22 protein-coding genes and 1 riboswitch are annotated in these 22,037 nt (G+C 70.5%); of the genes, 13 read left to right on the forward strand and 9 right to left on the reverse strand.

The annotated features are described in order from the left end of the window. Nucleotides 1-9: 9 nt before the first annotated feature. From ABZY12_RS10015 to ABZY12_RS10040, 6 genes are all read right to left on the reverse strand, one after another. Nucleotides 10-879, reverse strand: coding sequence for an ECF transporter S component (locus ABZY12_RS10015; protein WP_356888799.1), 870 nt, complete (start codon nucleotides 877-879; stop codon nucleotides 10-12). Continuing rightward, the gene (locus ABZY12_RS10020) at nucleotides 876-2,609 is read right to left on the reverse strand and encodes an ATP-binding cassette domain-containing protein (RefSeq protein ID WP_356888800.1); all 1,734 of its coding nucleotides are present in this window, start codon (nucleotides 2,607-2,609) and stop codon (nucleotides 876-878) included. Before ABZY12_RS10020 ends, ABZY12_RS10015 begins: the two co-directional genes overlap by 4 nt. A 6-nt stretch (nucleotides 2,610-2,615) precedes the next feature. Then, complete coding sequence (locus ABZY12_RS10025; protein WP_356888801.1) at nucleotides 2,616-3,704, reverse strand: energy-coupling factor transporter transmembrane protein EcfT; 1,089 nt, start codon at nucleotides 3,702-3,704, stop codon at nucleotides 2,616-2,618. After that, entirely contained in the window at nucleotides 3,701-4,411 is a 711-nt protein-coding gene (locus tag ABZY12_RS10030; protein ID WP_356888802.1) for an SCO2322 family protein, read from the reverse strand. The genes ABZY12_RS10025 and ABZY12_RS10030 overlap by 4 nt, the downstream gene beginning before the upstream one ends. Further along, nucleotides 4,408-5,673 carry a prenyltransferase/squalene oxidase repeat-containing protein gene (locus ABZY12_RS10035; RefSeq protein WP_356888803.1) on the reverse strand — a complete coding sequence of 422 codons (1,266 nt, stop codon included), beginning with the start codon at nucleotides 5,671-5,673 and terminating at the stop codon, nucleotides 4,408-4,410. Before ABZY12_RS10035 ends, ABZY12_RS10030 begins: the two co-directional genes overlap by 4 nt. 98 nt (nucleotides 5,674-5,771) lie before the next feature. Beyond that, a riboswitch (cobalamin riboswitch) is annotated at nucleotides 5,772-5,842 on the reverse strand. Nucleotides 5,843-6,022: 180 nt separating this feature from the next. Further along, nucleotides 6,023-7,063 carry an MBL fold metallo-hydrolase gene (locus tag ABZY12_RS10040; RefSeq protein ID WP_356888804.1) on the reverse strand — a complete coding sequence of 347 codons (1,041 nt, stop codon included), beginning with the start codon at nucleotides 7,061-7,063 and terminating at the stop codon, nucleotides 6,023-6,025. Between the two features lie 780 nt (nucleotides 7,064-7,843). Between ABZY12_RS10040 and ABZY12_RS10045 the strand changes: the two genes are divergently transcribed. Together ABZY12_RS10045 and ABZY12_RS10050 are read left to right on the forward strand one after the other, a co-directional pair. Next, nucleotides 7,844-8,776, forward strand: a complete 933-nt coding sequence (locus tag ABZY12_RS10045; protein ID WP_356888805.1) for a TIR domain-containing protein — start codon at nucleotides 7,844-7,846, stop codon at nucleotides 8,774-8,776. Nucleotides 8,777-8,802: 26 nt separating this feature from the next. Continuing rightward, nucleotides 8,803-9,642: a macro domain-containing protein gene (locus ABZY12_RS10050; RefSeq protein WP_356888806.1), complete on the forward strand. Its 840-nt coding sequence runs from the start codon at nucleotides 8,803-8,805 to the stop codon at nucleotides 9,640-9,642. A 103-nt stretch (nucleotides 9,643-9,745) separates the two neighbouring features. On the opposite strand, the gene ABZY12_RS10055 is transcribed toward ABZY12_RS10050, so the two are convergent. After that, nucleotides 9,746-10,435 carry an HAD family hydrolase gene (locus ABZY12_RS10055; RefSeq protein WP_356888807.1) on the reverse strand — a complete coding sequence of 230 codons (690 nt, stop codon included), beginning with the start codon at nucleotides 10,433-10,435 and terminating at the stop codon, nucleotides 9,746-9,748. Next, nucleotides 10,425-11,291, reverse strand: a complete 867-nt coding sequence (locus tag ABZY12_RS10060; RefSeq protein ID WP_356888808.1) for a winged helix-turn-helix domain-containing protein — start codon at nucleotides 11,289-11,291, stop codon at nucleotides 10,425-10,427. Before ABZY12_RS10060 ends, ABZY12_RS10055 begins: the two co-directional genes overlap by 11 nt. A 501-nt stretch (nucleotides 11,292-11,792) precedes the next feature. Here ABZY12_RS10060 and ABZY12_RS10065 point away from each other — a divergent pair. The 6 genes from ABZY12_RS10065 (at nucleotide 11,793) to ABZY12_RS10090 (ending at nucleotide 17,494) form a co-directional block, all read left to right on the forward strand. After that, entirely contained in the window at nucleotides 11,793-12,053 is a 261-nt protein-coding gene (locus ABZY12_RS10065) for a DUF6284 family protein (RefSeq protein WP_356888809.1), read from the forward strand. Then, nucleotides 12,050-12,388 carry a hypothetical protein gene (locus ABZY12_RS10070; protein WP_356888810.1) on the forward strand — a complete coding sequence of 113 codons (339 nt, stop codon included), beginning with the start codon at nucleotides 12,050-12,052 and terminating at the stop codon, nucleotides 12,386-12,388. The genes ABZY12_RS10065 and ABZY12_RS10070 overlap by 4 nt, the downstream gene beginning before the upstream one ends. Further along, nucleotides 12,385-13,410, forward strand: a complete 1,026-nt coding sequence (locus ABZY12_RS10075) for a DUF2637 domain-containing protein (protein ID WP_356888811.1) — start codon at nucleotides 12,385-12,387, stop codon at nucleotides 13,408-13,410. Before ABZY12_RS10070 ends, ABZY12_RS10075 begins: the two co-directional genes overlap by 4 nt. Then, nucleotides 13,407-13,742, forward strand: a complete 336-nt coding sequence (locus ABZY12_RS10080; protein ID WP_356888812.1) for an RRQRL motif-containing zinc-binding protein — start codon at nucleotides 13,407-13,409, stop codon at nucleotides 13,740-13,742. Before ABZY12_RS10075 ends, ABZY12_RS10080 begins: the two co-directional genes overlap by 4 nt. Before the next feature lie 93 nt (nucleotides 13,743-13,835). After that, a complete protein-coding gene (locus ABZY12_RS10085) occupies nucleotides 13,836-15,398 on the forward strand; it encodes a hypothetical protein (protein WP_356888813.1) in 1,563 nt (520 codons plus the stop codon). A gap of 2 nt (nucleotides 15,399-15,400) precedes the next feature. After that, the gene (locus tag ABZY12_RS10090; protein ID WP_356888814.1) at nucleotides 15,401-17,494 is read left to right on the forward strand and encodes a hypothetical protein; all 2,094 of its coding nucleotides are present in this window, start codon (nucleotides 15,401-15,403) and stop codon (nucleotides 17,492-17,494) included. Here ABZY12_RS10090 and ABZY12_RS10095 read toward each other — a convergent pair. Beyond that, a complete protein-coding gene (locus ABZY12_RS10095; RefSeq protein ID WP_356888815.1) occupies nucleotides 17,491-17,808 on the reverse strand; it encodes a hypothetical protein in 318 nt (105 codons plus the stop codon). The two genes, ABZY12_RS10090 and ABZY12_RS10095, sit on opposite strands and share 4 nt — an antisense overlap. Nucleotides 17,809-18,236: 428 nt before the next feature. Between ABZY12_RS10095 and ABZY12_RS10100 the strand changes: the two genes are divergently transcribed. The 5 genes from ABZY12_RS10100 (at nucleotide 18,237) to ABZY12_RS10120 (ending at nucleotide 21,902) form a co-directional block, all read left to right on the forward strand. Continuing rightward, nucleotides 18,237-18,659: a hypothetical protein gene (locus tag ABZY12_RS10100; protein WP_356888830.1), complete on the forward strand. Its 423-nt coding sequence runs from the start codon at nucleotides 18,237-18,239 to the stop codon at nucleotides 18,657-18,659. Between the two features lie 11 nt (nucleotides 18,660-18,670). Then, nucleotides 18,671-18,946 carry a hypothetical protein gene (locus ABZY12_RS10105; RefSeq protein ID WP_356888816.1) on the forward strand — a complete coding sequence of 92 codons (276 nt, stop codon included), beginning with the start codon at nucleotides 18,671-18,673 and terminating at the stop codon, nucleotides 18,944-18,946. A gap of 84 nt (nucleotides 18,947-19,030) precedes the next feature. Next, nucleotides 19,031-19,984, forward strand: a complete 954-nt coding sequence (locus tag ABZY12_RS10110; protein ID WP_356888817.1) for a bifunctional DNA primase/polymerase — start codon at nucleotides 19,031-19,033, stop codon at nucleotides 19,982-19,984. Next, nucleotides 19,981-21,570, forward strand: coding sequence for a phage/plasmid primase, P4 family (locus tag ABZY12_RS10115; protein WP_356888818.1), 1,590 nt, complete (start codon nucleotides 19,981-19,983; stop codon nucleotides 21,568-21,570). The genes ABZY12_RS10110 and ABZY12_RS10115 overlap by 4 nt, the downstream gene beginning before the upstream one ends. A 101-nt stretch (nucleotides 21,571-21,671) precedes the next feature. After that, on the forward strand, nucleotides 21,672-21,902 hold the full coding sequence (locus ABZY12_RS10120) for a helix-turn-helix domain-containing protein (protein ID WP_356888819.1): 231 nt from the start codon (nucleotides 21,672-21,674) through the stop codon (nucleotides 21,900-21,902). The last annotated feature ends 135 nt before the right edge of the window (nucleotides 21,903-22,037 follow it).

The following is a 22,037-nucleotide window of genomic DNA, read 5'->3' on the forward strand; positions in this document are numbered from 1 at the left end:
GCCCGTCTGCTATTCCGGGCCGTACGTGACGTAGGTCCTGTGGGGCGCCTCACCGTCCGGGGGCCTCCGAGCGGCCTCGAATGTGACCTGGGCCTCGAAGTTCGCCCTTCGTGTTGCCCGCCGCAGCGCCTTGAGGAGAGCCCCGCCGACGGTCAGCGTGAGGACGACGGTCAGCGCCGCCCGGCCCAGGTCCCAGCCGAGCGAGGTCGCCAGGACGTACGCGGCGAACCGCAGCAGGTTCTCCCCCACCGGATCGCCCGCCTGGTACGAGATGCCCGAGGCCAGGCCGGGCACGAGCACCCAGCCGTACAGATTCATGACCGTGCCGTACGCGAACGCCGCCAGGAACCCGTACAGGGACAGCAACAGCAGCTCGCCGCGGCCGCGGAGGCGGTCCGCGCCCGGCAGCAGCCCGGCGCCCATCGTGAACCACCCCATCGACAGCATCTGGAACGGCATCCAGGGGCCCACACCGCCCGTGAGCAGGGCGGACGCGAACATCGTCACCGAGCCGAGGACGAAGCCGAAGCCCGGGCCGAGGACCCGGCCGCTGAGCACCATCAGGAAGAACATCGGCTCCAGACCGGCCGTACCGGCGCCCAGGGGGCGCAGGGCCGCCCCGACGGCGGCCAGCACCCCCAGCATCGCGACCGCCTTCGCGTCCATGCCGCCGTCGGCGATGGTCGCCACGACCACGGCGACGAGAAGCGGGAGCAGGGCGGCGAAGAGCCAGGGCGCGTCGGCGGAGTGGGAGCCGACGGCCGAACCGGAGTCGGCCAGCAGCGGCCAGCCGAAGGCGATGACGCCGACGACGGAGATCAGGACGAGGGCGGCGATCGAGCGGGGACCGAGGCGGATCGGGCGCGCGGACGTGCTCACAGGCCCTCCGTCAGGTGCGGGGCGACCTGCTCGACCGTGAGCCAGGGCTGCGGGGCGAGGATCTTCGCGACCTGCGGGGAGAAGGCGGGAGAGGAGACGACGACCTCGGCGGTCGGACCGTCCGCGACGACCTCGCCGCCCGCCAGGATCACCACCCGGTGCGCCAGCTCGGCGGCCAGCTCCACGTCGTGCGTGGCGAGGACGATGGCGTGCCCCTCGGCGGCGAGTGTCCGCAGGTGGGTGACGAGACGGGCCTTGGCGGCGTAGTCGAGCCCCCGGGTCGGTTCGTCGAGAAGGAGGAGCGGGGGGCGCCCGGTGAGGACGACGGCGAGCGCGAGCGCGAGACGCTGCCCTTCGGACAGGTCACGCGGGTGCGTGTCGTCCGCGACCCCCGGAAGGAGCTCGGACACCAGGTCCCGGCAGGTCCCCGGCCGGGCGCCCGCGTCCGTGTCGGCCGCGGCGCACTCGGCGGCGACCGTGTCGGCGTACAGCAGGTCACGCGGCTCCTGCGGTACGAGACCGACCTGGCGGACCAGGTCGCGCGGGTCGGTCCGGTGCGGGACGCGCCCGCCGACGAGTACGGCCCCGGAGGTCGGTGTGACCATGCCGACGAGGGAGGCGAGCAGGGTGGACTTCCCGGCGCCGTTGCGGCCCATGAGGGCGACGGTCTCTCCGGGGTCGACCTGGAGGTCGACGTGCCGCAGTGCTTCGACGCGGCCGCGTCGGACGCCGAGCGCGTCGACGGCGACGAGGTGGACGGCGGGGGCGGTCGCGGTGCGCGGGGGCCGCCGCCGGAACAGGGACATTCCCCCACCCCGCCCCTTCCCGGGACTGGGGGCTCCGCTCCCGGGCCGCCGGTCCTCGATCGCCGGACGGGCCGGATGAGCGGGGAAGGCGCGGGGCCCGGGGAGGAGCCCTGGTGGGGTCTCCGCCAGAGCCTCCCGCAAACCACTCGCACGGCGCCGCGCGTCGCGTACCGTCAGCGGCAGCGGAGACCACCCCGCCAGGCGGCCCAGCTGCACCACCGGTGGGCAGACCGGCGAGACGGCCATGATGTCCGTCGGCGGGCCCATGGACCCCTCCGGCAGCAGAAGCACCTGGTCCGCGTACTGCACCACCCGCTCCAGGCGGTGCTCGGCCATCAGGACCGTCGTACCCAGGTCGTGGACCAGACGCTGCAGCACCGCCAGGACGTCCTCCGCCGCCGCCGGGTCCAGGGCGGACGTCGGCTCGTCCAGGACCAGGACCTTCGGGTGCGGGGTCAGCACCGAGCCGATGGCCACCCGCTGCCGCTGGCCGCCCGAGAGCGTGGCGATGGGACGGTCGCGCAGCTCCGCCAGGCCCAGCAGGTCCAGCGTCTCCTCCACCCGGCGCCGCATCACCCCGGGCGCCAGACCCAGGGACTCCATCCCGTACGCCAGCTCGTCCTCGACCGTGTCCGTGACGAAGTGCGCGAGCGGATCCTGGCCCACCGTGCCCACGACGTCGGCCAGTTCACGCGGCTTGTGCGTCCGTGTGTCGCGGCCCGCGACCGTGACCCGGCCCGTCAGCGTCCCGCCCGTGAAGTGCGGGACCAGCCCGGACACCGCGCCGAGCAGCGTCGACTTGCCGACCCCGGAGGGGCCGACGAGGAGGACCAGTTCGCCCTCCGGGACGGTCAGGTTCATGTCCCGAAGGGTGGGCGCGTCGGCGTCCGCGTACGTCACCGAGACGTTCTCGAAGCGGATCACGGGATCTCAGGACTCCTTGGGCGCAGGGGCTACGAACGCGGGCACGAGGCCCAGCAGGAGAGACACGGCGGGCCACACCGGCAGCTGCGGGGCCACCAGCGGGACGACCCCGGGGTGCAGCGCCTCGGGCGCGTACGCGTTCGCCGCGATCATGAGGGCCGCCACCGCCACACCCGAGCCGGCGACCAACCAGGCCCGGACCCCCCATCGGTCGGGCCGGTACCGGGTCCGGACCGTCCGCCGCCCGCCGAGCCACAGCCCGGCCACGGCGGCGACGAGACCGGCGCCGACGAGCGGCAGCCCGTACCCCGCGCCCTCCGCCGCCAGCAGCCCGTACGAACCGGCGCACACCCCCAGCAGCCCGCCCAGCGTCAGCACGTTCGTCGTCCGCCGCACGGCCGCCGGGACCCGCGCCGTACGCCCGTACCCGCGCGCGTCCATCGACGCCGCCACCGCGACCGACCGCTCCAACGCCCCCTCCAGAACCGGGAGTCCGATCTGGAGCACCGCCTTCACCCCGCCCGTCGGGCGGCCCCGCAGCCGCCGCGCCGTGCGCAGCCGGGCCACGTCCGCGACCATGTTCGGCGCGAACGTCATCGCCACCACGACGGCGACCCCGGCCTCGTACAGCGCGCCGGGCAGCGACTTGAGGAGACGGGCCGGGTTGGCGAGCGCGTTCGCCGCGCCCACACAGATCAGCAGGGTCGCCAGCTTCGCCCCGTCGTACACCGCGTGGACCAGCTGCTCGGCGGTGACCCGGCCCCCGATCCGTACCCCTTGGGCCCATTCCGGCAGCGGCAGCCGGGGCAGCGTGAACAGCTCGTGCGTACCGGGGATCGGAGAGCCGAGCACGACGGAGAAGACCACCCGCAGGAACACCACGAACAGGCCCAGCTTCACGAACGCCGCGTACGAGCGTGCCCAGGGGGCGTCGGTGCGGCGCGCCGCGACGACATAGCCCGCGACGCCGACGATCAGACCGAGGAGCAGCGGGTTGGCGGTACGGGAGGCGGCCACGGCCAGACCGAGCGCCCAGAGCCACCAGGCGCCCGCGTGCAGGGCGTTGGAACGGTTCGCCTCGGGGGCACGGATCATGTGCGGCGGCGGGCCTTCCAGATCGCCGCGCCACCGAGCACGAGCACGGCCGCTCCGCCCGCGACGATCCCGACGGACGGGCCGCCGCCCTCGCCGTCACTCGCGGCGGTGGGGGCGGTCGCGGAGGTGGAGCCGGACGGCCGCGCCTGCCCGGCGGACGGCTGTGTGCCCGCCACCTGCTCGCCGCAGCCCTTCGCCGGGTAGCCCGCGATCCCGCAGAGCAGCGCCGCGCTGTCGTAGCGCAGCGGCTTCGCCACCGCCGCCAGCGCCTCCGCGCTCGTCGCGTCCTTCCGCACCTGCGCGCAGCCGGTCTCGACCGGTGGGTCCGGCGGCGTCTCGCCCGGTGGGGCGTCCCGCGGACCGCCGAAGTCCACGACGACCGCCACCCGCTTGGTGCCGGCCCTCCTCTCCGTACCGGCGCAGATCCCCGCGAAGTCGGGGGCGCCGGACGGCCGGGCGGCGTCGTTCGCGTCCTCGCTGACCGCGAAGCGGAAGCCGATCGCGTCGCCGTCGGCGGGGACCGCGGTCGCCGGGCCCTGCGTGGCGTACGCCCACCGGCCGCCGCCCTGGCTCTCCCAGAACGACCAGTAACGGTATCCGGCGGCCTGGGCGGGGGCGGCGACGGCCGGCGTCAGGACGACGGCCGCGACGGCGGCCGCGACCGCGGTCGTGACGGAAGCCGCGGCCGAGTGCAGCCGCGTCCTCACTTCTTGCGGCCGCTCAACAGGAAGCCGATGCCGACACCGACGACCATGCCGATGCCGATGATCCACCAGAGGTCGAAGGAGCCGGAGTCCGCGCTCTCCTCGTCCTTGTCGCTCGCCACCGCGGCGGCGGAGGGCGTGGACTGCGGCGCGGGGCCGGTGGCGCCCAGCTGCTTGAGGAGGTCGGCCGAGCCGAAGGCGCGGGGGTCGACGCCCATCGCGTTGGAGGCGAAGATCAGCTGGGCGTAGGCGGCCGGGCCGTTCTCCTTCGCCCAGGCGGCGGAGTTCTTCTGCAGCCAGGCCAGCGCCCCGGCGGCCTCCTTGGTCGCGCCGCTCGCGGCGAGCGCGACGACGGCGTCGGCCGTGTTGCCGAAGTCGGGCAGTTCGGACGGGTCGGTGGCGCCGGGCATCGGCGGCGTGTTCAGGTGACCGGTCTTGGCGAGCGCCCCGGCCAGGTACGAGGCGCCGTTGAGGGCGGCCCGCGCGATCGTGGGCTCGGGCAGGTCGGTGCAGGTGGGGGTCTGCGCGGGCTTCACACCGCGCGCGGTGAGGCCCTTGCCGAGCCCGGCGAGCGTGGCGGCCGCGGTGGCGTCGGCGTTCGCGAGCAGCTTGCCCGACTTGTCCGGCTGGTAGGCGAACGCGCCCGCGCCGTCCTTCGCCGTACAGGGAGCGGCGAAGCCGAGCAGCGCGTCGTACGGAGTCTTGCCGTCGGCGGACTTCACCTCGCCCGGCTTCTCGCCGAGGGCGGCCAGCGCGCCGATCACGATGGAGGTGGAGTTGGCGTCGCTGGGGCTGCCGGGGTTGTATCCCCAGCCGCCGTCCTTGTTCTGGACGCCCTTCAGCCAGCCGGCGCCCGCCTCGGCCGCCTTGGCAAGACGCTCGGGGTCGGCGCTCTCGCGCTTGACGCCGGTGAGGGCCTGCACGGCGACGGCGGTGGCGTTGGTGTCCAGCATCGTGGCCGGGTCACAGGGCTTGGCGGGATCCGGGCGGTACGAGGGGAAGGCGCCGCTGTCGCACTGCTGCCGCAGCAGCCAGGTCACGGACTTCTCGGCGGGCTGGACGCCGTTGGTCCGCTGGGCGATGAAGGCGAGCGACTGGCGCCAGACACCGTCGTACGTCGGGTCCTTCGTGCCGTAGAGCCCTGAGGGGATCACGGGTGCGGGGGTGGGCGACGGGGAGGGCGCGGCGGATGCGACGGAAGCCGTTCCGGTGCAGAGCAGCGCGGCGGCTGCGAACGCGGCGGCGCCGCGGCGGACGGTGGTCATGCGTGCTGGGCCTCTCCTGCGGGCCGGGCACAGGCACGCTCGGGGCACCAGGCTCGGCTCCGTATTCCTCGACGGTGCCGGCGGTCACGTCCCGGGCGGGGCATTCCGACTCACCGCGCGGAGGCGGCTCACGGTTGCGGGACAGTGCCGGATTCGCACCGGCTTCCCCCCGTACGGGCATGATGACGACTCGCACACTCTACCGGGCCGTACCCCGGACGGCCGGTGGGTGCGAGGCGCCTCACACCGCGCTCGGCGAGGGGCTTCGGCCCCTTGGGGACGGTCGACGGACCGCCGCGTACGCCACCGGCTCCGTGCCCGGCGAGGGGCTTCGACCCCTTGGGGTCGTTCAACGGACCGCCGTGTACGTCACCGGGTCCGTGCCCGGCACGGCCTCCGCGCGGCCCAGCTTCACCAGTCGGCGCACATGCGCCTCGGCCTCGCTGACCGCGATGTTCCGCGAACCGTACGGGATCCGCTCCCACGGGCGGTTCCACTCCATCCGCTCGGCGAGCTGCCACGGGGTGAGGGGAGTGACCAGCAGGCCGAGGAGACCCGTCAGCCTTTCCTCGTGGTGGTCGAGGAGTTCCCGGACCCGGCCGGCCGCGTCGGGGAAGGCGTACTGGTGGGCGGGGAGCACCTCGGCGACGCCGAGGCGGCCGATCCGTTCCAGTGAGTCCAGGTAGTCGCCGAGGGGGTCGGTGACGGTGTCGTCGTCCGGGTCCTCGTAGAGGCCGATGTGCGGGGAGATCCCGGGCAGCAGATGGTCGCCGGAGAACAGCCGGCCGTGCCCCGGCAGGTTCGCCGGGTGGTCCTCCTCCAGGTGCAGGCAGACATGGCCAGGCGTGTGGCCCGGCGTCCACACCGCGCGCAGCCGCCGGCCCGCGAGGTCGAGCAGCTCCCCGGGGAGGATCTCGCGGTCCGGAAGGGCCGAGCGCAGCCCCGGCAGGGTCCGCGCCCGGCCGCTCGCGCGGGCGGCCAGGAGCGGGGCGGTGTGCTCCTCGGGGGCGCCGACGGCGGCCAGTTTGCGGGCGAGGTAGTCGAGCCACGCCTCCGGCTCCGACTCCCGCGTGCGGCGTACGACGGCGGTGTCGGCGGCGTGCATCGCGATCCACGCGCCGGACTCCTCCCGGACCCGGCCGGAGAGGCCGTGGTGGTCGGGGTGGTGGTGGGTGATGACGACGCCGTGGACGTCCCGTACGGAGATGCCCAGCGCGGCGAGCCCGTCGGTCAGTTCGGTCCAGGAGTCGGGATCGTCCCAGCCGGTGTCGATCAGGACGGGCCCGCGGTCGGTGTCCAGGACGTGGACCAGGGTGTGGCCGAGCGGGTTGTCCGGGATGGGGACGCGGAGGGACCAGACCCCTCCGCCGTGCTCGGTCACCTGGGTCATGGGCCCTCATCTCTCCGACGGCACGGCGCCTGCTCGACCATTGCCCACTATAACTAGAACTGACGCACAGTCAGGATGGCTTGTCCCACACCGACTTCGAGGCTCGGCTGGCCTGCGATCGGGCTGTCATGGTTGGTCGTTGTCGGCCGTTGCTGAGCTTCCTCGCACGGCCCACAGACGGCCCAGCCGAACCGGGCCCGGGCGCCCGGGAGTCGTTGTCAGTGCTGCTGGTTAGAGTCCGCTTGCGTGCGGTCGGCTTCCGAAGTGTCCAGCTCTGTTGTGCAGCTGCATCCCTGACTCTGTCCGGGGGTGGCCCGGGGCAAGCCCCGGGACCTAACCGACGTTCAGGCTCCGCCGATGGCCAAGAGTGACCTGCCAGCGCCGGCCGCGCGCAGACTGCCCAAGCCTGGGCAGTGTGCAGTGTGCAGTGCTGCGCTGCAGTGCCAGAACCCCACGGGATCCCCCAACCTAGGCTGCCAGCAGCCGCCTTCGACTCCGAGGCCCCAGTGTGCTGCGAAGCTTGCACCGCATGTCCCGATGCCTCCAGGTGTCTCGCACGGCCACCGTGCCGCAGCTCATCGGCATGCCGAGGTATCTGCGGGTGGCCCGCGCTTCTCGTGGAGGCGCGTGATGACCCGCCCTCCCTATGCCATCCGTGCCCTCCTCGAGCCCCCATCCAGCCCTCCTCACCAGGCCACTCTTTGCGGGATCGCCAGACAGCAGTCCACTTGATCGGCAGAATGTTGTCGTCATCAGGTGTTCGGGGCGGGGTGCGAGACAATGAAAATCTTCATCAGCTGGTCTGGAGCTGCAGGAGCGAAGTGCGCTGAGGAGCTTCGCGATTGGCTCCCATACATAAATCCGACACTCTCGCCTTTCGTCTCCTCCCGAGATATTTCGAAAGGCGAGAGGGGATTGCCGAAGATCGCCAGTGAGCTCAGGGACTGCGCCTTCGGGATAGTTTGCGTGACTCGTGACAATCAAGCGGCTCCATGGATCAACTTTGAATCTGGGGCATTGTCGCGAGAGCTGGGGGAATCGATGCTCGCGCCCTTCTTGCTGGATCTCGACGTAAAGGACCTAGAGGGGCCTCTCACTCAATTTCAGGCAACCGATAGCCGCCATAGGGACGAGGTTTGGCAACTCGTAAAAAGCATTAACGAAAAAAGCGATACCAGCGTTGACGCCGCGAGGCTGCTCGTAACCTTTGACCGATTCTGGGGAGACCTCGACGAAAAACTCTCCGCGATCAGGGAGGCTGCGCCTGAAAGCGAGACCCCGTCTCGAGAAACTCCTGACATTCTGAACGAACTCGTGGCATTGATCAGGGAGCAGAGTGGGAGAATTCAGAGACTGGAAGGTGCCATTGAAAAGAAGGCTGGCAATTTCACCTCTAATTACACCATAAATGAGCCCCGTGAAGTGGTGATCGAGGCCGAATCATCCACCCGTCCGCGCTTGAGCGATCGCATCGAATTTACGAAAAGTGAGCTTAGTGAGCTAATTGGATCTGACAATATTGTCAGATGGCATGCTCTCCATAGAAAGTCGCCCGAGGTGGAAGTTCTCTGCACGGTGGAAGGGGTAGCGCAGGCGCGCGCTAATTCGGGTGGTATCGGCGCTCTCGCCAATCGATACAGTGTAATAATCACTGTCGAGTCGACGAAAGACAGCACTCGATTTCGCTGGACGCCTGAAGAGAGCATGTCGTGACGCGGATTCGTAGGAGCCGGGGCGTTATGCGTTCCCGCAGAGGAATCGAGCGAATTCTGCGAAACGCATCGATCGCCTTTGCGGCGCTCTCGGGAATCGTCCAGCTGGCGACTGCCGTTTTCCCTGATCTCGCGATTCCTGGTTTCCGCGTACTGGCAGGCCTTTTGCTCCTTTCCTTCACTTGGGGGGTGCTGTCGTCGCTCTCGCGGGCGAAAGCGAGTCGAGACTTCGCTAATCCCGACTTCGTCGTGACGATTAAGAGGGGAGATCTCTTCTCGGAGTCGGGCGGTTGGGTGGTCGGATTTACTGATGTTTTCGATACGTCCACGCATATCGGGGACGTCATCTCTTCGCACAGTGTTCAGGCTCAGCTCGCATACAAGCTATTTGACGGCGATCCCTCAATCCTGGATGTGAAACTATCGGAAAGTCTCGCTGCAGTAGCTCCAAATTCAGAAGAAGGCATTCAAGATAAACCCAAGGGGAAGCGCATCAGATACCCGCTTGGCACGGTAGCCTTCATGCGAGAAGGTGGTCAGAATGTTTACGGTCTGGCCTACTCTAGGATGAGTAATTCCTTGGTCGCGCAGTCCAGCGTAGATCTGCTCTGGCGAAGCTTGAATAGCCTATGGGAATCTGTTGCCGTGAATGGGCGCCGACAGGGTCTGGCCATGCCAGTAATAGGAGGGGACCTTGCACGAATAGACAATGTCGACCATGAGACGCTGATAAAGTTGATCATCCTTTCCTTTGTGGCGCGATCTCGGCGCTCTGTAATCGCGAGTGAGCTAACTATCGTGATACACCCCGAGAACTTGGACAAGGTTGACATAGCCGAGGTTCAAGCCTTCATGGCATCGCTTTAAGGAATGAGACCAGGCAACGGGCCGTGCGCGTCGACTCTCGCGCGGCAGGTGCCTTGATGAGGTAGGGAAGTTCTTACCGCCCTGACTCGCTTCACACAGGCAGCTAGGGTGCCGTGAAGGCGCGGGCGATGGACCGCATGTCGGTGACCACTGCACCCGCGCCGGCGGCGGCGAGAGCCTCCTCCTTACCAAGCTTGTTGGCGAAGCCGATACTGCCCGCGCCTGCCGCTCGCGCCGCCTCGATGTCGGTGACGGAGTCGCCCACCAGCGCCGAACGTTCCGGGGGTACACCGAGGGTCGCCGCCGCTTCGAGCAGAGGATGCGGTGACGGCTTCATGAGATCCGGTCGCAGGACCGGTCGGCCGACCACAGCCTCGACAGTTCCAGAAAGTCCCTGCGCGGAAAGGTAGGCGCGCACGCAGTCGGCGGAGTTGTTGCTGACGACGGCGACGCGCCGCCCCGAAGCGCGTGCGGCAGTCATGGCCTCGGCAGCGCCATCCGTCGGGGCCCCAGCGACACCGACAGCCCGAACCTCCGCGTCCGTGAGCGCCGCCTCGACGGCAGCCAGGATATCCTGCCCGCCCTTGCGTGCGAGCTGGTGAACCACCATCGGATCGTCCGTCGAGCGGGCCACGTCGGCGAGTTCCGGGGCGAGCGTGGCGAGCAATGTTGAAAGATCCTTGGCGACCCCTGGGGCAGGCACCCCCTGGAAGACGTCGCAGATCGGGCCGTCGAAGTCGAAGAGGATCGCGTCGTAGTCGGCGAGCGTGCTGGCCAGTTCGTCAGAGAACATCTGCGGTCGTCTCCCGTCCGATCGTCTCCCACACGCTGTCGAACCACATTTGCGCCTGCTCCACCTGCTGAGCGCCGCTGGACGAGTCGCCGTCGTTGAGGGAGTGGTGGAACAGGATGGTGTCCTTGCCTACCAGGTCGTAGATCTCGATGGCTTCCCCCTGTGCTACCACCTTGTTTGGGCGGATCGGGTAGTAGCCGAAGAACGCGTCTTCCTTGTTGACGATGTAGAGCTTGAAGAACTGCGTGCCGCTGTGGACGCGCACGCTCACCCTGCCCTCCTGGACGAGCCCCAGGTGCTCCAACTCGCTGATCGAGTCCGTGATGCTCCGGGTGTAGCCGACCATGATGTCGTGCATGCGCGCCCGCAGTCGGGGGTCGTCGGCGCAGTCCTCGCGGCGTACTGGTGCCGCCTGGGGTACGGCCATGTCCGGGACCAGGATCCGGATTCGAATACTGGCGGGCGTCAGTCGTCCGGTACGGATCTTGTCGAGCGGCTCCTGTAGAGCCCCGTGGAGCGTCTCGCTCGAGAACCCGGCGAAGTCGATCGTCACGTTTCTGCCGGCGAATGCCTGCTCGACGTACGGCCGAAGGCCCGCCGGCCGCTCGGTGCGGTGTCGGACGAACACACCGCTGCCCTTACGGGAGACGACGAGCCCTTCATCTTCAAGGTCTCGGAGTGCCCGCTGGATCGTGGCGCGCGCGAAGCCGTAGTGCTCCGTCAGCTTCGCGTGCGACGGCAGCTTCTCTCCAGGGCCGAGCCGCCGGGTGCGGATGGCGGCGCCCAGGCTGCGGGCCACCTGCTCGTACGGCGGTCGGTCGTCGTCGGGATCCAGCGGCTCAAGCTCAAAGGTCATGGCTTGATGCTACGGCCAACCTGACTATTTGAGCAGCTTGGCTAGTCACATATTGACGTGACTAGCCAAGCTGGCTATGTTCTTCCCGTGCCCACCAGGCTAGCCAAGTGAGTCAGGCTGGACGGGTGAGCTGCGCCCTTAAGGCGCAGGTCAGGGGTGCAACTGCACGACACAGGAGCCCCGCGTTGGTCGGGGGGAGGGTGCCGGACAGCCGCAGCAGTTAGGCGGTCCCTTGTCAGTCCGGACGGCAGATCTCTGCCTGAAGCGGGGCCCTAGCGGCTGTTCCTTGAACCGGCAGGCGCGGCCCCGAAAGAGATCACTGATCTACCCAACTCCGCAGCCCTCTGGTTGCGGCCGGTTGCCTCCTCCGCCCGTCCGGTCCCTTCGCGGGGTCGTACGGGCGGGGTCGAGGGGAGCCGGATGGTTCCAAACGGCGAGAGGTCCCGGAGGGGCTACTCCGGGACCTCGTTCGGGCCGTTCCTGTCTGGAAGGAGCTGACCCATGAAGTCCATCATCACACTCCCGGTCACGTCTGAGGCGCTGGCGTTCGACGATGAGCCGTCGGCGGCGGAGCTGGACGCGGTCGAGCGGGAGATGCCGCTGATCCTCGCGGAGGTCGACCTGCTCGACGTGCGGATCGCGATGCTCGACCGGCCGGCCACGGAGCTGGACGGCCGGAGCCTGCGCCGGGCCCGCAACCGGGTCCTGGTCGAGCGCCGGAAGCTGACCAACCGCGCCGCCACGCTGGGCGGTGCCGCGTGAACGCCACGATCCTCGCCGACCTCGGCGCCCCACTGATCGCACTGCGGGTACTGAGCGTCGACTACCCGCTGCTGCCGGCGCCCTGCATCTCCCTCTCGACGGTGTATCCGGAGCGGCTGGAGCTGTCGTTCCACGACGACTTCGGCGCGTTCGAGGCGTGGCGGGAGGCTCTGGGCATCGACCCGCTGAACGTCGTCCACCGCGTTCACCGCGACGGCCGCACGTGCGTCCTGGGTGTTCACGTCGACTACGCCGGCGCCGAGTTGCACCTGATCGGGTTCGGCACCGTCCCGCTTGTCGAGGGGGCGCGTTCACGGGTGGAGGTGCCCGCGTGAACGACGAACAGATCCGTTCAGCGGAGCGGGCCCTGTCGGTCGGCACGTGGCTGATCGTGGGCGGAGCGATGCTCTACTCGATCCTCACCGTGACGCCGCTCATGGCGGCGCACACGGCGGACGAGTGGGACTGGACCGCGCCGATCCTGCCCCTGGTGGTGGACGCGGCGGTCGTGATCGTGGTCCGCCTGGACTCGGTCCTGGCCCGGCTCGGCGGTCACGGCGGCCGGTGGCCCGTCGCCCTGCGGTGGATGACCGGCGGCATGACCCTGGCGTTGAACGTGGCGGACTCCGCGCTGCGGAAAGACCTGGTCGGCGTGGCTGTGCACGCGGTGGCGCCCCTTCTGCTCATCGTCACGGCCGAGACCGGTCTCGCCTACCGCCGGGCCATCTCCGGCGCCCTGGACATGCTGAAGGCCCGTGAACGAGCCGAGCGGCAGGAGAGGGAGCGGGTCGCCGCCGAGCGGGCCGAGGCCGCCGAGAAGCGCGTGCGGGAGCAGCGTGAGTTCGACGCTCGGATGGCTCGTGAACAGCGTGAGCACGAAGCCGCTCTGCTTCGTGAACAGGCTGAACGCGAGGAGCGGGCACGGCGTGAGGAGCGCGAGTGTGAAGCCGCCGCCGAGCGTGAGCGGCAGGCCGAGCGTGAACGCCTTGAACGGCAGCGTGAACAGCAGCGCGCGGCCGAGCAGGAGCGTGAACGGCAGCGGCTGGCCCGTGAACAGCAGGCCGCGCAGGAGCGGGAGCGGCAGCGCCGTGAGAGCGCGGCAGCCGCCCTGCGTGAACAGCGCGAGCGTGAGGCACGGGCCGAGCGTGAACGCGCCGCTCTCCTCGCCGCCGGCCCCGCGACCGAGAAGCACCCCGAGGACCGCGCGCGCCAGACCGTAGCCGCTGCGTTCCACGCGGGCCTGTCGGTGCGGCAGGCTGCCGAGCTGTGCGGCTGGTCGACCGGCTGGGTCGCCACCCGCTACCAGGAACTCCGCGACAACACCCCGGCACCTGCTCTTGAAGGGGCCGCCCGGTGATCCCCACCTACCCGTGGCGGTGCGCCCCGGACGGGCTGGCGACGTTCCGGCAGCTGCGGGCGCAGGGTCTGCGCCCGGGTGGTCAGGACGTCGCCGCCCAGCTGGAGCGACCGCGGCGCCGGCGGCGCGGGCCGCTGGTCGCCTACCTCTACCGGGTCGACCTGGCCGTGCCGGTCCGGCCGATGACCCCGGCCAAGCAGGCCGCGCTGGAGCGGGCGAACGCCGCCCGACGGGTGTGCCCGCAGTGCGGCCGGGACGTGGGCTACCGCATCCCAGTCTCGCTCGGCATGTGCGTCCCGTGCGCGGACGCCCCCACTCAACTCGCCGCCTGACCTGCAACACCTCGCCCAGCAAGGGCCCACACGCAAGCTTGGACGGCACGTCGTGTGGGCCCTGCTGTTCTCCGCGAAGGAGTGCACACCAGCATGACGGACACCACCCTCGCTCCGGTAGCAGGCACCGAAGCCCCTCCGGACACCACACCGCCCCCCACCCCCGAAACCAACCCCACGCCCACCACCGCCGTGGACCACACGCCCGGTGGCTGGCCGGTCGTGCCCCTCGCCCTGACCGGCACGAACACCACCGCGACCCTGCTGGCCGGGGCTGCGCTCGTGGGCGGCCCCGTGGCGCTCGCGGTCGCTGCGACCGGCGCGGTCGTGCTCGGCACCGCCGCCGCGGCCACCCGCCACCGCAAGCGGGACGGCAAGCCCAACAGCAAGGCCGCGCACGGCCGGACGGCCCGCCCGGGCGGCACGGCCAGTTCGGCAGCGTCCGGCCGCCGCGGTGCGGGTCGGGTGCCGACCCAAGCCCGAAACGGGAGCGCCGGCACCGTTAAGGCCGCTGGTCGCGGACGCGGCAAGAACGCCACCACGGCCCCGTCCTCTGCTGGAGCCAAGGGCGGCGGGAAGCTCCGCAGCATGCGTAAGTCGGCCGCCGCTGGCCCGTCCGGCGGAATGGGCAAGGCGGCGGGCCGGGTCGGGCAGGTCAAGGCTCTGCGGGAGGCGGCCCGGCAGGGCTCACCGTCCCGCGCGGCTCGCCGCCACGACACCACCGGCGCCCGGCGCCACGTGGCGGACGCCCGCCGGCAGGCCAAGGCCGATCAGCGGTCCGCGTCCCTGGCGAAGAAGGGCCCGGTCAGCAGGGCTGTGGGCAAGGCCGCCGGGCGCATCGGCAAGACCCGCGGGGCGGCGGTAGAGCGGGCCCGCACGGCGCGGGATCAGCGCACCGCCGGGCAGGTCGACCAGCGGCGTGACCAGGCCCGTAAGGCTCCGGCCCGCAAGGCAGCCCGCAAGGCTCTGCGTCGGTCGGCCGCCCGGTTCCAGCGGCGGCGGCTGCTCGCCGCCCTGCTCGCCGGAGCACTCGGCATCGTCGGATTCGTGACGTCACCGATCGGGCGGAAGCTCCGTCTGCCGTGGCTGATCCACCCCGGCCGGCGCCTCTACGCCCGCCTCATGCGCACCGCCACCGAGCAGCGCGAGGGCCAGGACGAGGAGATCCGGGCCGCCCTCAAGGACGACGAAGCCGCCATGGACGCCCAGGCGGCCGACGACACCGCCGAGCAGGTCGGCGACACCGCCGAGCGGCCCGCCGGCCTGATTCCCGCAGCACCCACCAGCAGCGACACCACCGAAGGAGAGATCGTGTCGGGTTTCCGGTTCGAGGAGTACGCGGCGGAGATGGAATCCGCCGCCAACAGCTACGACCCCGAAAACGCCATGGAGATCCTGTCCATGGTCGAAGGGCTTCCGGCCGCGCTCACGAGCGTGGCGAACGTGATGAAGATCCTCGCCGAACGGTCCGACTCGGAGTTCCCGCTGGAGAAGGAAGTCGCGGACGGCTTCAACGACATCTTCGGCGCCCTCATGGCCGCGGTCGCGGTCGCGGAGGACATGGGCCCGCTGTTCCGCACCGCACACGAGCAGGACATCGCCCGCCACGAGGACCCCCGCAACGGGACCCAGGCCGAGAAGGGATGGAACGTCTGACCATGGCACCCAACACCGCCACCACCACGGGGCCGGTGTGGGACTGGGCTGCCGGTCACGGACCCGTGACCGGCGCCCTGTCCGCCACCACCGGAGCCCTCGCCATCGCCACCACCGGCGCCGCAACCGGCATGCCCCCCGGCTGGGCCCTCACCGTCGGCACCGCCGGAGCCATCGGCCACACCATCACCAGCCTGCGCGACCGCCTGTTCGCCCGCACCGTCTCCATGCGCGCCGCTTCCTGGCTGGTCGGGGCCGGATGGACCACCTGGGCCATGGCCACCGGCCCGCTGACCTGGGCCGCCCTCGGCTCCCTGGCCACCCTCGGCGTCGGCCTCGGAGCCGCCGCCCGCGCCACCCTCCTCCACGAGGAAGCCCGCGAGCTGGAAGCCCTCGCCGCCGCGGAACGGCAGGTCGCCCGCGAACTGTCCGCCGAGCGGCGGGCGATCGCCGCCGAGTGGGTCGACCGGATCCAGCGCGTCTGCGGCATCACGGTCCGCGTCCTCGCGGTCGAGCAGTGGCCGACCGGCACCGGCTTCACGATCGACGCCGAACTCCCGGCCGGCGGGACCACTTACGACCGCATCGCACGGGAGTCGGCCCGCCTGTCTGCGGATGCCCGGTTGCCGCACGGCTGCACCGCGAGCGCTTCGCAGGGCATCGACCAGGGCCGCGTCCTGATCGACGTCACCACCGTGAACGTCCTCGCCGAGGAGGTCACCTACCCCACCGACTACGGCCCCCTCTCCCTGCTCACCGGGATCCCGTGGGGGCTGCGCACGAACGCGGACGAGATCCGCGTCTACCTGCGCGAGCAGTGCGCGCTGGTGGTCGGGCCGACCGGGTCGGGCAAGACGAACATGGTCCACACAATCCTCGCCGGATTCGCCCGCGCCACCGACGTCCTGACCTGGGTCATCGACCTCAACGCAGGATCCGCCGGCCTGCCCTGGGTCCGCCCCGGCCTCACCGGAGACGGCGCCGGGATGCGGCCGGGGGTGGACTGGCTCGCCTCCACCCACGAGGAAGCCACCCTCATGCTCGATGCGGCCGTGCGGATCGCCAAGCACCGCAAGATGGCCTACCAGGACCTCATGTCCAAGGCGAACACCGACCTGCTCCCGGTCTCCGCGCAGATCCCGCAGATCGAGATCGTCATCGACGAGGGCGCGGAGATCCTGGTCAGCACCGACCGGAAGCTGCGGTTCCTCGCGGACAAGATCCTGGAAGTCATCCGGATCGCCCGCGCCATGGGCATCCGCACGGTCCTGACCGCGCTCGGCGCCACCGGCTCCGTGCTCGGCAACCTGATGATCCGCCGTGAGGCCAAGGTCCGCGTTGCCCTCACGGGCGGTGAGACAGAGGGCATGGACCTGAGCAAGCAGTTCCCCGGCTCCCGTGGCCTGCGCGTGGACCAGGCCCCCTACAAGGGCTCCGGGTTCATGGGCACCCCCGAATCCCCGGCCGCCCTGTTCAGGTCCTGGCGGATCCTGCCCAACCAGATCCGCGACATCGTCGCCGCCACCTCCGACCGCCACCCGGCCCTGGACGCCATCTCCGCGAAGGCGGCCGGACCGGACTACGCCCGCCGCTGGGACCACGCACGCATCGCCTGGATCCACGACCACACACCGAGCATGAGTGTCCCGGCTGAGTCGGCCGGCACCTCGGGTGGGCTGAACCTGTCCGCGCTCCGCGCCGAACAGCCGCCCGCGGCCGAGTCCGAAGCGGACCGGCTGGCACGGCAGTTCCGCGAGCAGATCGACGCCCAGTTCGCCACCACCCCCGAACCCACCGGCACAGAGCCGGTGGCCGAGCAGCCGCCCACGGCGGGGCTGAACCTGTCTGCGCTGCGCAACGAGGACAACGCCGCCAAGGAAGCCGCGCTCGCGGTACTGCTAGCCGCCGGACCGGAGGGCACAGGGGCGTCCGCGATCGCCCGCGCGCTCGCCGACGAGCACGGCACCAACCGGCAGACCGTCGTCGGCTGGCTCAAGACATGGAGCAACGAAGGCGTCGCAGTGCGGATCGGCGAGGGAACCAAGACTCGCTATATCCACCACCGGCATGCCCCGGGCAGTAGCGGCGGGGACTAGGCCACCACTCGAACAACCGCCAAGGTCAGGGCGATACCGGCCGTCGCACCCAACAACAGAGCGGTGATAGCCGCCTTTTGGCCGACACCCTGATCGAACGGGATATTCGGTACAACCTTGTACAGCGCAGGCCCCACCACCGCGATGAGACCGAAGCCGACGCCAAGGCGCCAGTAGATCTCGGCCGAGCACGCAGCCTGAAAGCGACCTCCGCAACCACTCGGTTCCACGGTGAAGCCCGTCACGATGAGGAACAACGCGCTGGCATACACCGCGCCAAACAGCGTCGTTACGCCGAAGTCGATACGCCGCATTCTCGCCGAGCTGTTACCGCCACGTGCCATGTCGCCCCCCAGCGCGCTGAACCAAGAGAGCGGAGTCTACTGCGTCGGTGTTGCGGCCCGTCAGCGAAGGAAGACCCTTCAATCCGAAGGAAACGGCCTAGTCGTCTGTCGCTTGTCGTCCTGGCCGCGAGAAGGCCCATTGGCGCCACTGTGAAGGGTAGTAACGGGCTTTGACCTGCAAGGCGACAAGCGACAAGACAAGACAAGCGACAAGCCGCACGACAAGCCAGACGACAAGCGACACGACAAGCAGAGCACCGGCCGGCACCCCACCACGGGGCGTCGGCCGCCGTCGTTGAAGGGACCCCGTTGTGCACTACGAGCCCCCGTACGAGAGCACCACCCCCGCCCGCTACTCCGCCCCGTACGCCGGGCCGAGGCCCCTTGCCGAGCAGCCCGTGATCCTCCCAGCGGAGATCCCGCCCGGGGTCGACTGGGTCACCCTCCCCAACGGCGTGCGGACCCTCGCCTACACCCAGGCCCCGGCCCCGCCGCCCGCGCCGGTTCAGACCGCGCAGCCCATCCCTGCGTGGGCCAAGACCACCGCCCTGCTCGCCCCCACCGTCGGCATCGGCATCGGCGCCGCCGGTATCGGACTCTCCTACGCCGCCCCGGGACTCATCGCCATGAGCCACGCCCTGTGGTCCGCCGCCGCCCTCGTCGTCGCCGCCGTCATCGCCGTCCCCGTCCTCATCCGCACCGCCCGCCGTGCCGTCGGCAGCAGCGGGAGCGGGTCGGGCAGGTCGACCACGCACATCACCCAGAACATCACCGCCACCGGCCTCTTCGGCCGCGCCAACGGCACCATCAACCACCACTGAGGAGCACGTACATGGCCACCCGAACCGTCACCTGCTACATCGCCGTCTGTGACCTGTGCGGCAACAGCGCCCACGACGAGGGCTTCACCCCGCACCTCGACACCCCCGACGAGGCCGTTGCGTACGCCGTCGACAGCGGTTTCGACGACCGCAGCGGCTGGACCCTCACCCTCGACGGCGTCCTGGTCTGCGACCAGGTCAAGGACACCGCCCACGAGGACGCCCACGCCATCGCCGGCAAGCGCATGAGCGGTTGCGCCATGACCGTCACCTTCACTAACGCCTAGCAACGCCAAGGGCGGCCCCCTCACGCCAATGACCGGGACCGCCCTCACCTGCCAGTGCTTCTCACAGAACTGGAGACACCCAGCATGACCCAACCCGACCCCTTCCGGCGAGACCCGGACGGGTTGCCGAGTATCGACCTGCCCGGCCTCGACCTGCTCGCGCACGCCGTCGCGGCGGCCGAGCGCGGTTGGCACGTCTTCCCGCTCCGCCCCCGCGACAAGCGGCCCTCCGGCCACCCGGAGCGCACCTGCCCCGGCACCGGCCGCTGCTCCGCCGGGCACCGCACCCCCGAGCAGCGCGCCACCACCGACCCGGATCTGCTCGCCGCAGCGTGGACGCACGCCCCGTACAACATCGGGATCGCGACCGGCCCGTCCGGGCTGCTCGTCGTCGACCTCGACACGGTCAAAGAGGGAGAGCCAGAAGGAACGCCTGACGGCGTGACTTCCTTCGAGGCGCTCTGCGAGCGCGCCGGGCAGGCCGTCCCCGCCACCTACCGGGTGCGGACCGCGCGCGGCGGGATGCACCTGTACTTCACCCAGCCGCCCGGGGCCCGGCTCGGCAACACGGCCGGGCGGCTTGGGAAGCACGTCGACACCCGGGGCTGGGGCGGGTACGTCGTCGCCCCCGGCAGCCACACACCGGACGGCGCCTACACCGTCCTGGACAGCATCGCCCCCGCCCCGCTGCCCGACTGGCTCTCCGACGCGCTCACCGAGCAGCCCAAGCCCGTACGAGCCGCCGCCCCGGCGCCCGCGCTCGCCGGTGGCCGTCGCGTCGCCGATGTCGCCCTGGAGCGCGAGACCGCCGCCGTCCGGAACACCCAGAAGGGCGGCCGCAACGCCCAGTTGCTCACCTCCGTACGGGCCGTGGGACGGTTCGTCGCGTGGGGAGACATCCCCCGGCACGCGGCCGAGGAGGCTTTTCAGGCGGCGGGGGAGACGGCAGGACTGCCGACGGCCGAGTGCCGCGCCACGATCCGCAGCGCGCTCGACTGGTCCATCCGCACCGCCCGACCGCGGCAGGCCGCCGCATGAGCCGCCCCGAATCCCCCCTCCTGAAAAGCCCCACCCCGACCGAGGAGCGGGCCGAGGACGCCGAACAGACTGCCGTGGCGCCGGTGGTGGGCGACCCGAAGGTCGTCGCCGAAGGCGTCCCTTCTAGCTCCGACCCGCACTCGCTCACCGGACAGAACGCTGCCTTGGGCCGGAAGGAGGAACACCAGATGCCCGGCTCGGAGGAGCTTCCTTCCCCGTCGAACCCGATGGCGGTGGCCCGGCGACTGGTGCCCGACTGGCGTACGCAGGACGGCCGTCTGCGGCTGCGCCGCTGGCACGGGATGTGGATGCGGTGGACCGGGACCTGCTGGCGCGAGTACGACGAAGCCGAGCTGCGCGCCGGGCTGTACCGGCGCCTGGAACACGCCACCTTCGTCGCGGGGGAGGACAAGAACGGCTTTCCCGAGGTGCGGGAGTGGGCCCCGACGAAGACGAAGATCAGCAATCTGCTGGACGCGCTCTACGGCATCACTCTGCTGTCCAGCGACATCGACGCCCCGGCCTGGATCGACGGCGAGCGTGGCCGGCACGACGCCAGTCCGATCGTCGCGTGCCGCAACGGGCTGCTGCGGATCCGGGACCGTGAGCTGCTGCCGCACAACCCCAGCTTCTTCAACCTCGCCGCCGTCCCGTTCGACTACGACCCGACCGCCGCCGCACCGGAGTGGGAGGCGTTCCTGCGGGACATCTGGCCGGACGACCCGGAGTCGGTCGCCGCCCTGCAGGAGTGGTTCGGCTACGTGCTGTCCGGCCGGACCGACCAGCAGAAGATCCTGCTCATGAAGGGCCCATCCCGCTCCGGGAAGGGCACGATCGCTCGGGTGCTGAAGGAGCTGGTCAGCAAGGAGAACCTGGCCGGGCCCACCCTCGCCGGTCTCGGCACGAACTTCGGGCTCTCGACCCTCATCGGCAAGCCGCTCGCGATCATCTCCGACGCCCGGCTCGCCAACGAGAACAACGTGGCCGTGGTCGAGCGGCTGCTGACCATCTCTGGCGAGGACACCATCGACATCGACCGGAAGTACCGCGAGCCCTGGACCGGCAAGCTGCCCACCCGGCTGATGATCCTGACCAACGAGCTGCCGAACTTCGGCGACTCCTCCGGGGTCATCGCCAACCGGTTCATCGTGCTCAACACGACCCGCTCGTGGCTCGGCAAGGAAGACCCCACCCTGCTCGACCGGCTGATCGCCGAGATGCCCGGCATCATCAACTGGGCCCTCGACGGTCTCGCCCGCCTGGAACGCACAGGCCGGATCACCGCGCCGGCATCCTCCCGGGACGCGGTCACGATCATGCAGGACACCGCGAGCCCCACCAGCGCGTTCGTCCGGGAGCGCTGCATCACGGGGCCCATGCGCGAGGTCCCCGTGGACGTCCTGTGGGCCGCGTGGCGGGAGTGGGCCGAGGACAACGGCATGAAGTCCATCGGCACCAAGCAGGTCTTCGGCCGCAACCTGCTCTCCGTCGTCCCCCAGCTCCGCCGCACCCGCCCCCGGGACGCCTACGGCCGACAGGTCGCCACCTACACCGGCATCACGCTCAACGTGGATCCACATCTCTGAGAGTCGCGACTCACTGCGACTCAAGACCCCAAAACCCGGCTCTGAGTCGCAGTGAGTCGCGACTCAGAGCAATGTCACTCCAACTTTTCGGAGGGCACTCGATGAAGCCCCACGCCGACCCCTGGGCCACGCTCCGGGCCGGACTCCCGGACCGCTACCTCACCCCCGAAGACATCGCCGCGATGTTCAGCGTGCCGCTCGAAACCGTCTACCAGTGGCGCCGGAAGCGCACCGGTCCGCCCGGCTTCCGGGTCGGCAAGCACGTGCGGTACGACCCCGTCGCCGTTCAGCAGTGGACGCAGGAGCGCATGGCCGCCGACCTGGCCGCCTGACACCGACAACCGATCGATCCGACCCGTGGGGGGGGGGGCCCCCCGCGCGCCCCCCCCAAGTTACCCCGGGAGGCCACCCACCCCCCGCGGGGCCCAAACACCGGACCGGGGTAAAAGAACAGGGATAGGGAAAGG

Source organism: Streptomyces sp. NPDC006551 (assembly GCF_040611675.1).
In the GTDB taxonomy this organism is placed as follows: Bacteria; Actinomycetota; Actinomycetes; order Streptomycetales; family Streptomycetaceae; genus Streptomyces.